The following is a 12,983-nucleotide window of genomic DNA, read 5'->3' as shown; positions in this document are numbered from 1 at the left end:
GGTGGGGGTAGGCCCTCCAGGCCGAAGCCCAGGTAGACGGTGTCTTTGGTGACTACGGCGGCGCCTTCCTCGAAGGCCTGCTGGCTGCGGGACCAGTCGTTGGCACCGGGAATGGAGCCGGTCGGGGGCCCGGCCACCGTCCAGCCCCCCAGGTCGGTCTCGAACGAGGTCTCCGCGACGGTGACCCCGTCGACGACGACCCGCGCGTCGTCCACGAACACGCCCAGGTTCTGGGTGGCCCAGTCGGACACGTAGCTGATCGAGAGCTCCACCCGCTTGCCCGCGTACCCGGACAGGTCGGCGACGAACTCCTTCCAGCCGTTGGAGCTGCCGGTGGCGCCGTGCCACTCGCCTGTGGTGCCGGTCGGCGAACAGTCCGCGCCCTGGTAGTGGGCGAGGAACGGGTGCAGCTGCGCCACCCAGCCGGAACCGCAGCTCTCCCCGGTGTCCGGCGCGGTCAGGCCACCGGCGTCCGGCAACGTGGTCCAGTCGTCGGTGCCCACCTCACGCGCCTCGACGATCATGAAGTCCCAGTCCGGCTCGATGTCGAACGAGGTGAAGAAGCGCAACTCGGCGTTACCGGCCCCGGTCAGGTCCACGGTCCGGCTCAGCCGCTTGTACGACTCGTCGGACTGCCCACTGAACAGGTACCACTCCCCCGTACGCGGATCGAACGGGGCGCCGCCCGGCCGGACCCAGCCCACCGGGGCGGAGCTGGCGAACTGCGGGAACTGCTCCACCGGCAGGAAGCCCGACGTGGTCAGGAAGGAGGCGGTGTGGTCCTGGTTGCCGGCCGAACCCGGCGCGTTGAGGGTCGCGGCGAAGCCGCTGAACCGTCCCGCGTCGCCACGGACCGGATACGGCTCGCCCTGCGGCGAGGTGCCGCCGTCGCTGACGTAGGTGTACGCCCCCAGCCAGTACTGCTGGAAGTCGTTGAGCAACGGCAGACAGCTCAGGTCCTCGGCGTCGGTGCACTCCGGCGGCGCGTCCGGCTGGTAGGCGTACAGCCCGTTGGACGCCTGGGCGTAGAGCGCGTACTTGCCGCTGACCAGTAGCTTGCCGCCCTCGTTGAGGTAGTCCCGGACGGCGAGTTCGGTGTCCAGCGCCGCCTTCGCGGCGGTGCCGGGCACCTGGCCGGGCGAGCGCAGGATGACGTCGTCGCCGGTCTCCCAGACCACCGTCTTGTAGTGCGACAGCACGCCGAGGTGGTGCGGGGCGGTGCGGCCCATCGTGTCGAAGTCGTACACGTCGCTGCTGCGCCCGGCGGCACGCAGCGAGGTGGCGATCGCGTCGGCGTACTTCGCGCTGCCGCCCTCCTGGGCCGGGCTCAGACCGGTGACGTCCTCCACCGCCAGGATCAGCACGTCCCCACCGATGTCGTGGTGCACCCGGTAGGTGAAGCGGTCGCTGCTGACCGTGCCCTTGCCGGGTTTGGTCCCGGTGAACCAGACCTGCACCCGGTCGCCGGGCCGGGCGCCGGTGACCTTGCCGCGCAACTCGGCGTAGTAGTCGTTGTGGGTGTCGCCGTAGCGCTCGCCGCCCCGCCACTCGCGCACGCCCGTGGTCTGCGCCCGCTTGCCGTTGATCGTGTAGTTCAGCCGTACGTTCTTCAGCGACCGCCGGCTGATCGCGGCGACCTGCTGATCACGGCCGTACGACACGTCGAAGGGGTCGATCACGAAGTCCGGGGTGCGGTGGCCGAGCACCGAGACCGGCTCGTCCGGCCGCTGCGCCGACTTGGCCACCGAGAGCGCGAACGGGAGGTTCTTGGCGACCTCGGCGGCGATCAGCTTCTCGTCGTCCGGGAAGGTGAAGACACTGACGCAGTCCTCCGGCCGCCACTGGTCGTCGGGATCCACTGCGGACGCCGCCTGGCAGGTGGACATCTCCGGAGTGAAGCCCAGCGTGCCGTAGCGCACCGTGGCGTGGCTGTCGGTGTCGCCGTTCGTGGTGTAAAGCTCGGCGGAGAGATCCGGGTCGTAACCGGGGACCGCCGGGTTTGCGTCGTCGCCGGCCATCGCCTCGTAGATCACGTCGTCGGGAGTGGGCGTGGACACCTGCCACCCGACGCCGTAGAGCAACAGCTCGGCGGCGGAGTGGTAGTTCACGAAGAACTCGAACCTCAGCCGCTTGAAGAGCGCGTCCAGCGCCTTGGTCTCCGGCTCCGAGTTGGGGCCGGGACCGCGGTACGTCTCGCTGCTCGGATCAGGCGAGGAGCCCTCGTTGTCGTACCCCCACCGGAAGCCGAAGTTGCGGTTCAGGTCGACGCCGTCGACGCCGGTGAGCTGCCCGTCGCCGTCGTTGTCCCGCAGGTTCTTGCGCCACAGCCGGTTGCCGGGGGTGAAGGTGTGGTCGTAGCCGTCCGGGTTGAGCACCGGGATGAACCACAGCTCGGTGGTGTCCAGCAGCCGGGTGATCTCCCGGTCGGTGCCGTAGCCGTCGAGTACGTGGTGCATCAACCGGCGGGTCATCTCCGGTGTGATCCACTCGCGGGCGTGCTGGGCACCCGCGTAGAGCACCGCCGGCCGGGCACCGTCGCGGGTGCTCCGCGCGTTCTTGGTGACCTTCATCGCGAGGATCGGTTTGCCCTGCGCCGACCGGCCGATGGACTGCACCTTGGCCAGCTTCGGGTAGCGGGCCGCGGTCGCGGTGATCTCGTCGCGGAGGCCACCCGGTGCACTGTACGAGCGGAACCCCGTCCAGCCCGTCGCCGCCTGCTCCCGCAGCACCTGCGAGGCATCCCGGCCGCGTACCTTCTTGACCTCCAGCCGGATGCCCTGGCTCGCCAGCCGGGCCGCCTGCCGCTTGCTGAGCACCGTCTCGATCCGGGTGTCGCCGGAGCGCTCGACGGCGGTGCCGTGTCCAAGGTCGACACCGGCCTCGCGCAGCTGGTCCAGCTGCGCCGGGCCGACCGTGCCGACGTACACCTCAAGTCCGTCCCGGTCGGCCGGGACGGACGACGGTCCGGCGCTGGCCGGCGCGGCCAGCGCCAGTGTGCCGACCAGAGTGACCACGCCGGCGATCGCCAGCGGTGTGCGCCTCATCGTGCCCCCTTGGGGTGGAAGGACTGATAGGCGCGAGCCTTGCCGGACGCCAGATGCATGTCAATGTCTGGATGGGCGGCGCTTCCCCACGAGCGGCCACCCGGGCCCGCCGGTCAGCCGCCGAGGGTGCCCAGCTCCGAGACGACCACGTTGGTCAGGGCCCGACCGTCCCGCCGGACCTGGCGCAGGTACCACTTCTGGATCGGCGAGTGCGTGCTCTTCGCGAACTGCCACGGCCCACGCGGGCTGGTGAGCTGCCCCAGTCCGGCGATCGCGGTGTTGATCGCCTGCGGGCTGGGGTTGGTGCCGGCCGCGGCGATCGCCCTGTCCAGCACGGCGGCCGCATCGTACGACGCCATCACGATCGAGGTGGGCACCCGGCCCGGGTACGCCGCGCTCCAGGCCGCGACGAACTCCCGGTTGGCCGCGTTGTCGAGGTCGGGCGAATAGTTCAGCCCGTTGTAAATGCCCTCCGCCGTGTCGCCCTGCTCGCCCAGGCTCGCCGGTTCGGTGACGAAACCCGCCGCGTAGAGCGGCAGATGCGACACCGGCGATTCGGCGTACTGCTTGACGAAGTCGATGGAGCTCTTGGCGTCGAAGAAGCAGTAGATCGCGTCGGCGCCCGAGGCGGCGATCTGGTCCAGGTATGGCCGGAAGTCCTCGGTGACCGGGGACGGGGTGAAGACGGCCTTGCCGTCGGGGTTGGCCAGTCTGCCACCGAGCCTGGTGAACGTGTCGACGAACCCCCGCAGCTCATCCCGACCGCCCTGGAAGTCCGGCCCGATGGCGAACACCGTGCCGTCCTTGACCTCCTGCTTGACGAAGGGGGCCATGGCCACGCCCGGCTCGACGGAGATGAGGTTGGTGTGCCAGACGTACGTCACGTCGGTGAGCGCCGGCCGACCCAGCGCGCCGACGAGCGGCACCTTGTGCTGGTTGATCAGCGGAAGGATGGCGGCGACGTTGCCGCCGTTGATGATGCCGGTGATCGCCGAGACCCGGTCCTGTTCCAACAGTTTGGTGGCGGACTCGATGCTCACCGCGGCTTCGTATCCCTCGTCGGCGACGATCAATTCGACCGGGTGGCCGCCCAGCTGCCCCCCGCGCATGTCGAGGTAGAGCTGAAATCCGTCGCGCAGCTCGGACCCGGGTGGCTCGAACGGCCCCTGGGTATTGGTGATCATCCCGATCCGGATGGTCTGCGCCTCGGCCTCCGACCCGCCCTCACAGGCGGCGGTACCGAGCACCAGTACGCCACTGAGCACCGTCGCGACCAGGCGTCGACCGGCCGCGACGGTGCGCCGGGCCGGGCGGCTGCCGCTCACAGCATCCCCAGCAGTTGGGAACGCACCGCCGGGGTGAGCGCCTCACCCATCCGGTTCGCCAGGTCGGTCATCTCGTACGACACCTGGCCGACGTCGCAGGTGGGCGAGGCCAGCACGAGCAGCGACGCGCCGTCGCTGAACGCCATGCAGAACATGAAGCCGCCCTCCATCTGGGTCACGTTGGAGATGACGGTGCCGGCTTCGAAGAACCGGGCGGCTCCGACCAGCAGCGCGATCAGTCCGCTGCCGGTGGCGGCGAGCTGATCGGCGCGGTCCCGGGGCAGCCCGTGGTTGTGCGCCAGGACCAGACCATCGGTCGAGATGGCGAGGGCGTGGCTGACCTCAGGGGTGCGGCCGACGAAGTGCTGCAGTAGCCAGCTCAGGTCGTTCGGGCTCGTCACGGCATCGCTCCAGGTGAGGGGAAAGAGGGGTGGGCACGGTCGACGTCAGGAGGCGGTGGGGGCGCGGCGCCCGGCGACACCCTTGGCGTAGGCCGACATGGCCGCCGCGACGGCGGCCGGGTCGAGCTTGCGCGGGGCGTCGGCGGCCGGTTGCCGCGCGTCCGGGATCAGGTGCGGCTGCGGTACCCGGCGCGGTAGGCCGACCTCGGTGGAGGACGGTCCGGGCTGGATGGGCAGTGCCATCGTGGCGGCTGCCCACTTTTCCCCGGCATCCACCGGCCAGGTGATCTTCACCGACTCACCGTCCAACGCGGTCTTGAACCAGCCGTTGACCGCGCGTCGGTCCGATCCGGCCGGATCGGACCCGGCCACCGGCTGGAACAGGGGAGCGGCTGTGGAACGCGCCGGAGCGGCACTGGCCGGTGCGGCCATCGGGCCGGCGACTGACGGCCGGGCCACCGCCGGCACGCGTCCCGGCGCACCCTGGCCGATGCCAGCCATTGGGCTGCCGGTGTGGGCCCTGCCGGACCCGGTGCCGGCCATCGGGGTGCCGGTGTGGGCCACGCCGGGTCGGGCGGGGTGCGCGCCGCCGGGCGAGAAGAGTGCCGCTCCCACCCCGGACGCCACCGGCTCCGGCTGCTGGACCGGTCGGTGCACGATGATCGTCGCCGGCATGACGATCTCGGCGACCGTGCCACGGGTCGGTCCGGGACGCAGCTCGACCGCGACACCGTGCCGGGCGGCGAGCCGGGCGACCACGGTGAGACCCATCGCCCGCACCCCCGACACGTCGACCGACGTCGGGTTGGCCAGCGCGGCGTTGAGCTGCTGGTACCGCTGGGCGGAGAGTCCGACGCCCTGGTCGACCACCTGCACGATGGCCCGGTCGGAGAGGGCGTGCCCGGTGACCAGCACCTCGGTCTCCGGCGGCGAGTATCCGGTCGCGTTGTCCAGCAGCTCGGCGAGCAGGTGCACGATCTCGTCCACGGCGGGACCGGCGACGCAGAGCTCCTTGTCCACGGCGCCCATCCGGACCCGCGTGTAGTGCTCGATCTGGGAGAGCGCGGCCTGCGTCACGCGGTCCAGCGGGACCGGTTCCTGCCGTACCCGGGAGATGCCGGAACCACCGAGCACCAGCAGGCTCTGGTTGATCCGCGCCATCCGGGTGGCGAGGTGGTCCAGTTGGTAGAGCTGCTGGAGCCGCTCCGGGTCTGCCTCGTCGCGCTCCACCTTGTCGACCTGGGCGAGCATCGCGTCCACCAGACGCTGCTCACGGCGGGACAGGTGGACGAAGATCTCCGCGACGTTGGCCCGCATCACCGCCTGCTCGCCGGCGATCCGGACCGCCTCCCGGTGCAGGGCCCGGGTCGCGGTCGCCACCTCGGCGATCTCGTCGGCACCGGTGATCCGGAACTCCGAGACCGAGCGGTCAGCCACCTCGTTCGGCCGCACGCTGCCGGGCGGGGCCGCGTTGAGTTCCCGCACCACCGAGGGCAACCGGTCGTAGGCCACCTTGGTCACCGTGTTGCGCAGCGACCGCAGCCGCCGGGTGATCCGCCCGGCCACCACACTGGTGAGTACGACGGTGAGCACCAGCACGAGGAGAATGCCGACGCCCTGCAACAGCGCGTTGCGGAGCAACTGTCCACGTTCGTCCGACACCCGGTCGGCCACCGCGGCATCCACTTCGCCCTGGATCTGGAACATCCGGCTGATCCAGCCGTCGGTGGCCTCGACCCAGGCTTGCGCGTCGACAGTGAGTCGTTCACCGGGCAGCGTCCGGCCCACCTGGTCCTGGAGCCGCTGCGCGGCGACCACCTGCTGGTCGGTGCCGATCTGCTCCCAGCCCGCCACCCAGCCCGGCTCAGCGAGGGCCAGGAAGGCGTTGCTGGCCTCGGCGAATCGGGCCTGCGCGCCGACGCTCTCCTGCTGCCCGGCCGGCGTCACCTCACCACCGGCGAGGCTGCGCAGCACGATTACCTGAAGCTGACCGATGGCCTCGCCCGCCTCCGAGACCGCCACCGCGGCCCGGACGTCGTCGGCGATCCGGGTCGAGGTGTCGGTGGCCACGGACGCCCGGAAGGCGAGCAGGTCGGCGACGAGGATCCGGTAGCTGAAGGCGATCGCGGAGAGCGTGGCACGAGGGCTGGAGCGCACCTGCTCGCGTACGGTGCTCAGGGCGACCAGCCCGGCGTCGATACGTTGCAGAGCGGGCTGCGTCGACGTCACAGGCGCACGCCGCCGCTGGAACTCGGCGATCTCGGCGTCCGTGCGTCCCACCTGATCGTCGAAGGTGGCGCTGGCCGCCTGGTTCTGGGTGGTCAGCTCGACCGCGGCGATCACCCGTTCGGTCTGTAGGGCACGGGCCAACGCGCCCGCCTGGGTGGAGAGCGTGACCATGTCGTGCACCGTGCCCGCGTTGACCACCTGCCGGACCGTGCCCTGAAGGGCCAGCCCGGCGAAGGCGATGACGGCGACCAGTGGCACCGCCACCAGTAATCTCAGCAGGCGAACTATGCTGCCCCGAGCCAGCCATCCCCGACGCGCTTCGGCATGTGTGCGCACCGCGCCTGCCGCTACCGCACCTGTCACCGGCGTACTCCGCCCCTTTGCGTCATGGGTTGATCGCGGCAGGACCGACGGACGCGGTCCATGGTGGCGCGTGGGCGGGATTCCCACATCGAAGCGCATTCCTACCATGACGCAGAGGCAGTGCGCAGGGCCACGATCCGGCTTCCGGAAGGTGATTGGCGTGTCGGAGGAGACTGGAATGCATGATCGAGACACCTGAGTCGCTGATTGTCATACGTTAATGGCCACCCGGCCGATGCCTGGGACGCTCCGATCCGGTAAGTGAACCCGATCGCAACCCGAGACACCACCGCGTGGTGAATGGTGGTGGTGGATGGAGGGTGCGGAGATGGACGGCGGACACGAGCAACACGGCGGACACGCAGGGCATGACAAGCATGCGGGGCACGATCCGGAGGCGTTCCGCCGCAAGTTCTGGCTGAGCCTGGCGCTGACCGTCCCGATCGTGGTCACCAGTCACATGGTGATGGACTGGTTCGGCTACCGGCTGGACTTTCCCGGGATGGCGCTGGTCGGCCCGGTGCTCGGCACCGTGGTGTTCGCGTACGGCGGGTGGCCGTTCCTCCAGGGCGCGGCGCGCGAGATCGCCGACCGTACGCCCGGCATGATGCTGCTGATCGCGATGGCGATCACGGTGGCGTACGTGGCGTCCCTCGCCACCGCACTCGGCGCGTTCGACCTGGACTTCTGGTGGGAGCTGGCCGCACTCGTCACGATCATGCTGCTCGGGCACTGGCAGGAGATGAAGGCGATCGGGCAGGCCCAGGGGGCCCTGTCGGCGCTGGCCGCGCTCCTGCCCGACGACGCGGAACGGCTGGATCCCGACGGTCAGCCGCAGCGGGTTCCGGTGACCGAGTTGCGCGTCGACGACCTGGTACTGGTCCGGCCGGGCGGGCGGGTGCCGGCGGACGGGCGGATCGTCGACGGCCGGGCCGAACTGGACGAATCGATGATCACAGGCGAGTCGAGGCCGGTGTCCCGGTCGGACGGTGACCGGGTGGTGGCCGGCACAGTGGCCACCGACGGGGCCCTGCGGGTCCGGATCGAGGCGGTGGGCGACGACACCGCGCTGGCCGGCATCCAGCGGTTGGTGGCCCAGGCGCAACAGTCCAGCGGTCGGGCGCAGGTGCTGGCCGACCGCTTCGCGGCCTGGCTGTTCTACATCGCCACCGCCACCGCTGTCGTCACGCTCGTGGTGTGGACCGTGCTCGGCAACCTGGGCGGGGCGGTGGTCCGCACCGTGACCGTGCTCGTCATCGCCTGTCCGCACGCCCTCGGCCTGGCCATCCCGCTGGTGATCGCCCTCTCCACGGCGGTGGCCGCGAAGGGTGGCATCCTGGTCAAGGATCGGCTGGCGCTGGAGCGGATGCGCACCGTGGACACCGTGCTGTTCGACAAGACCGGCACGCTGACCCGGGGCGAACACGTGGTCACCGACGTCGCCGCCATCGCCGGTGGTGACGAGGCCGACGTGCTCGCCCTCGCCGCGGCGGTGGAAGCCGACAGCGAACACCCGCTGGCCCGGGCCATAGTCACCGCCGCCGGGCAGCGAGGCGGCCAACCCAGGCACGCGACAGGCTTCCAGTCGCTCACCGGCCGTGGCGTACGCGCCGACATCGACGGGACCGCCTACGCGGTCGGCGGGCCGGGGCTGCTCCGCGAGATCGACGCCACCGTTCCCGACGACCTCGCCGGCCGGCGGGAGGAGTGGTCCCGGCGGGGCGCCGCCGTGCTGTACCTGCTGCGGCTGGCCGACGGACGGGCCGATGTGCTCGGTGCGCTCGCGTTGGCCGACGAGGTACGGCCGGAGGCCCGTCAGGCCATCGCCGACCTGCGGGAGCAGGGCATCCGCAAGCTGGTGATGATCACCGGGGACGCCCGACCGGTCGCCGAGGCGGTCGCCGCCGACCTGGGGTTCCGCCCCGGTGAGGACGAGGTTCTGGCCGAGGTGCTGCCGGCCGACAAGGACGACGCCGTGGCCGACCTGCAACGCCGGGGACTACGGGTGGCCATGGTGGGTGACGGGGTCAACGACGCTCCCGCCCTGGCCCGCGCCAACGTCGGCATCGCGATCGGCGCCGGCACCGACGTGGCGATCGAGTCCGCCGGGGTGGTGCTCGCCTCCTCCGACCCGCGCGGCGTGACAGGTGTGATCCGGCTGTCCCGGGCCGCGTACCGGAAAATGATCCAGAATCTGGCCTGGGCCGCCGGCTACAACGTGGTCGCGCTGCCGCTCGCCGCCGGCGTCCTGGCCTGGGCCGGGGTGACCCTGAGCCCGGCGGTCGGCGCGGTGCTGATGTCCGCCTCCACCATCGTCGTCGCACTCAACGCCCAGTTGCTGCGCCGGGTCCAGCTACGCCCGCCTGGGTAAGTTCGTACAGGACCGGGACCGGTCCGGCCGGGCCGCCGTCCGCGCTCGACGGTAGTCCGGTCACCCGGCGGGATAGGCGCGGGTCTCGGCGGCCTTGACCGCGGCCCAGACCCGTTGCCCCGGAACCAGCCGCAACTGGGCGGCGGCGGCCGGGGTGACGTCGGCGGCCACCTCGATCGGACCGTTGAGCTGGATCCGCAGGTTGTCCCCGTGCCGTTGCACCCCGGCGATGGTCGCCGGCCAGGTGTTGCGGGGACTGCCGTCGGGCTGGCGCGGATGCAGGGCCACGGCCGAGGGTGGGAAGGCCACGAAGACCTCGCCGTCGTGCCGGTCGCCCGTGGTCAGCCCGAAGTCGGCACTGAGCCGTACCCGCTGCCCGGCGGCCCGCCCCCGGTAGAGGTTGAGCCCGACCAGCCGGGCGACGTAGTCGGTGCGGGGTCGGGCGGTGATCGTGGCGGCGTCCCCCTCCTGCACGACATGGCCGTCCTCGATGATGACGAGCCGGTCGGCCAGCACCAGGGCGTCGAGCGGGTCGTGGGTGACCAGCAGGGTGGCGCCGGTGTGGGCGGCGAGATGCCTGTGCAGTTGGGCCCGGGTGTCCAGTCGGGTACCCGCGTCGAGGGCGGCCAGCGGCTCGTCGAGCAGCAACAGCGCCGGCTCGACGGCGAGGGCGCGGGCGAGGGCGACCCGCTGGGCCTGCCCGCCGGAGAGCTGCCGGGGCTTACGACGGGCGTGCGCGGCGAGCCCCATCCGGGTCAGCCAGTCGGCCGCCCGCTGCCGCGCCTGCTGCCGGCCCAGACCGTGCCGACGCGGGCCGAAGGCCACATTGTCCAGCGCGGTGAGATGTGGAAAGAGCAGGTAGTCCTGGAAGACCACACCGATCGGACGCCGCTCGGTGGGGATCCAGACCCGGCGGTCGGGATGGTCCCACTCGCGCCCGGCCAGGGTCAGGTGCCCGGCCGAGAGCGGCAGCAGACCGGCGAGGGCACGCAGGGCCGTGGTCTTGCCGGCCCCGTTGGGCCCGAGCAACGCGACCACCTCGCCCGGGTTGATGGTCAGCGGCAGGTCGAGCCGGAAGTCGCCCCGCTCCACCACCAGGTGGGCGTCGAGCAGGCGGGCCCCGGCCGGCTCACTCATCCGCTGATCCAGCGGTCGCGCAGACTGGCCAGGATGACCACGGAGACGGTGAGCAGGATGAGGCTGAGCACGATCGCGGCCTCCAGATCGGTCTCCAGGGCGAGATAGACGGCGACCGGCATGGTCTGCGTACGGCCGGGATAGTTGCCGGCGAAGGTGATCGTCGCGCCGAACTCACCGAGCGCACGGGCCCAGCAGAGCACCGCCCCGGCGGCCACCCCCGGAGCGACGAGTGGCAATGTGACGTGGGTGAAGGTGGTCCACCGGCCGGCACCCAGAGTGGCCGCGGCCTCCTCGTAGCGGGTGTCGGCACCACGCAGCGCCCCCTCCACGGCGATGATCAGGAACGGCATGGCGACGAACGCCTCGGCGAGCACCACCGCGGTGGTGGTGAACGGCAGGGTGATGCCGAACGTCGCGTCGAGCCAGGAGCCGACCAGCCCGCGGCGGCCGAAGACCAGCAGCAGGGCCACGCCGCCGACCACCGGCGGCAGCACCAGCGGAACGGTGACCAGGGCGCGCACCAGCCGGCGGCCGGGAAACTGGACGCGGGCCAGCAACCAGGCCAGGGGTACGCCGAGCGCCAGGCAGAGCACTGTGGCGAGGGTGGCGCTCTGGACGGAGAGCCGCAGCGCGGCGAGCACTGCCGGTTCGGTGAGCCGTTGCGGCAGCGTGCTCCACGGCGCGCGGGCGAGCAGCCCCACCAGCGGCAGCACCAGGAAGAGCAGCCCGAGCCCGGCGGGGAGCAGCAGCGCCACCGGTATCCGCCGGACGCCTCGGGGGCGGCTGGGCCCGACGCTTCGGGGGCGGCGCGGCCCGGCCATGGTCGGCCGGGCCGCCGCATCGTCGAGACGCGACACCGGCTACGGCACCTGGAACCCGGCCGTGGTGAGCACGTTGCGGCCGGTGTCGGAGCGGACGTACTCAAGGAAGGCTCGGGCGGCGGCCTTGTTGGCCGCGTCCTTCAACACGACGATCGGGTAGTCGTTGATCGCCTCGGCCGACTCGGGGAACTCGATGCCGTCGACGTCGGTCGTGGCGGCCCGCGCGTCGGTGCGGTAGACCAGCGCCGCGTCGACCTCACCCAGCCGCACCTTGGCCAGCGCCGCCTTGACGTCCCGTTCGAGGGTGACCGGGGTGAGCGCGACGCCGGCGGCGTCCAGGGCCTTACCCGCCGCCGCACCGCAGGGCACCTGTTCGGCGCAGAGCGCGACCTTCGCGTCCGGCTTGGTGAGATCACTCAGGCTGGTCACCCCGTCCGGGTTCCCCTTGGGTACGGCGATGACGAGCTGGTTGCGGGCGAAGGTGACCGGCTCGCCGTCGCCGTTGCCCGCGTCCAGGACAGTGTCCATGTTGGCCGGGGCGGCGGAGGCGAACACGTCCGCCGGGGCACCCTCGTTGATCTGGGTGGCGAGGGCGGAACTGCCGGCGAAGTTGAAGATCACCTTCACCCCCTGCGCCGCCTCGAAGTCCTGCCCGATCCGGGTGAACGACTCGGTCAGCGACGCGGCAGCGAACACCGTGAGCTGGCCGCTGACCCCGTCACCCCCGGCGGGCTGGTCGCTGGAGTCGTCGCCACAGCCACTCAGGCCCACCATCGCGAGCGCCGTCAACGCGACCAGGGCGGTGCGTACGCTTCTCACGGGCTGGTCCTTCCTCTGGTCCCGGCTGGCACGGCCGGACGCTCCACCACGACGGTGGTGGACTTGATCACGGCGACCGCCACCGACCCGACTTCCAGGCCCAGTTGGTCGACCGCCTCCCGGCTCATCAGCGACACCAGCCGGAACGGGCCGGCCTGGATGTCCACCTGTGCCATGACCGCGTCCTTCACCACCGCGGTGACGATGCCGCGCAGCCGGTTGCGCGCCGAGGACTCCTCCGTCCGCCGCTCCCGATCACCGGCCTGCGCCCGGACGAACCGGGCCAGGTCGACCCCGTCGACCACCCGATGCCCCTGCTCGTCGCGGCTCGCGGTGAGGCGTCCCCCGTCCACCCAGCGGCGGACCGTGTCCACACTCACCCCGAGCAGTTCCGCCGCCTCGCCCATCCGAAACCTGTCTCTTATACCCATCTGACGCTGCCGACGATAAGGCTCGTGTGGTGTGGCGTC

9 protein-coding genes are annotated in these 12,983 nt (G+C 71.5%); 1 reads left to right on the top strand and 8 read right to left on the bottom strand.

From position 1 onward, the window contains the following. From C1I93_RS22000 to C1I93_RS21985, 4 genes are all read right to left on the bottom strand, one after another. Positions 1-3,044: M14 family metallopeptidase (locus C1I93_RS22000; RefSeq protein WP_111245194.1), on the bottom strand; the 3,044-nt coding region annotated here is incomplete at its 3' end. Positions 3,045-3,157: 113 nt separating this feature from the next. After that, the gene (locus C1I93_RS21995) at positions 3,158-4,369 is read right to left on the bottom strand and encodes an ABC transporter substrate-binding protein (protein ID WP_212808666.1); all 1,212 of its coding nucleotides are present in this window, start codon (positions 4,367-4,369) and stop codon (positions 3,158-3,160) included. Next, positions 4,366-4,770 (bottom strand): roadblock/LC7 domain-containing protein, encoded by a 405-nt coding sequence (locus C1I93_RS21990; protein ID WP_111245191.1) that lies wholly within the window; start codon positions 4,768-4,770, stop codon positions 4,366-4,368. The genes C1I93_RS21995 and C1I93_RS21990 overlap by 4 nt, the downstream gene beginning before the upstream one ends. A gap of 45 nt (positions 4,771-4,815) precedes the next feature. Continuing rightward, entirely contained in the window at positions 4,816-7,263 is a 2,448-nt protein-coding gene (locus C1I93_RS21985; RefSeq protein ID WP_181445275.1) for a sensor histidine kinase, read from the bottom strand. Between the two features lie 412 nt (positions 7,264-7,675). On the opposite strand from C1I93_RS21985, the gene C1I93_RS21980 reads away from it, so the two are divergent. Then, a complete protein-coding gene (locus tag C1I93_RS21980; protein WP_111245189.1) occupies positions 7,676-9,733 on the top strand; it encodes a heavy metal translocating P-type ATPase in 2,058 nt (685 codons plus the stop codon). Positions 9,734-9,793: 60 nt separating this feature from the next. Here C1I93_RS21980 and C1I93_RS21975 read toward each other — a convergent pair whose 3' ends face one another. The 4 genes from C1I93_RS21975 to C1I93_RS33395 are packed head-to-tail and all read right to left on the bottom strand — an operon-like array spanning position 9,794 to position 12,944. Further along, positions 9,794-10,870, bottom strand: a complete 1,077-nt coding sequence (locus C1I93_RS21975; protein ID WP_111245188.1) for an ABC transporter ATP-binding protein — start codon at positions 10,868-10,870, stop codon at positions 9,794-9,796. After that, positions 10,867-11,694, bottom strand: a complete 828-nt coding sequence (locus tag C1I93_RS21970; RefSeq protein WP_111245187.1) for an ABC transporter permease — start codon at positions 11,692-11,694, stop codon at positions 10,867-10,869. The genes C1I93_RS21975 and C1I93_RS21970 overlap by 4 nt, the downstream gene beginning before the upstream one ends. Positions 11,695-11,733: 39 nt before the next feature. After that, positions 11,734-12,468 carry a molybdate ABC transporter substrate-binding protein gene (gene modA / locus C1I93_RS21965; protein WP_111245192.1) on the bottom strand — a complete coding sequence of 245 codons (735 nt, stop codon included), beginning with the start codon at positions 12,466-12,468 and terminating at the stop codon, positions 11,734-11,736. A gap of 41 nt (positions 12,469-12,509) precedes the next feature. Next, the gene (locus C1I93_RS33395; protein WP_111245186.1) at positions 12,510-12,944 is read right to left on the bottom strand and encodes a TOBE domain-containing protein; all 435 of its coding nucleotides are present in this window, start codon (positions 12,942-12,944) and stop codon (positions 12,510-12,512) included. Positions 12,945-12,983 lie beyond the last annotated feature (39 nt).

The sequence above is a fragment of the Micromonospora endophytica genome (assembly GCF_003236305.1).
GTDB classification, from domain to species: domain Bacteria; phylum Actinomycetota; class Actinomycetes; order Mycobacteriales; family Micromonosporaceae; genus Micromonospora; species Micromonospora endophytica.
This window is presented reverse-complemented; position numbering and strand designations above follow the sequence as displayed.

What these genes read in the sequence shown, in the direction of transcription:
- C1I93_RS21980 (WP_111245189.1), top strand. Translation starts at nt 7,676, where the DNA reads ATGGAGGGTGCGGAGATGGACGGCGGACACGAGCAACACGGCGGACAC.
- C1I93_RS21975 (WP_111245188.1), bottom strand. Translation starts at nt 10,870, where the DNA reads ATGAGTGAGCCGGCCGGGGCCCGCCTGCTCGACGCCCACCTGGTGGTG.
- C1I93_RS21970 (WP_111245187.1), bottom strand. Translation starts at nt 11,694, where the DNA reads ATGGCCGGGCCGCGCCGCCCCCGAAGCGTCGGGCCCAGCCGCCCCCGA.
- modA (WP_111245192.1), bottom strand. Translation starts at nt 12,468, where the DNA reads ATGGTGGGCCTGAGTGGCTGTGGCGACGACTCCAGCGACCAGCCCGCC.
- C1I93_RS33395 (WP_111245186.1), bottom strand. Translation starts at nt 12,944, where the DNA reads ATGGGTATAAGAGACAGGTTTCGGATGGGCGAGGCGGCGGAACTGCTC.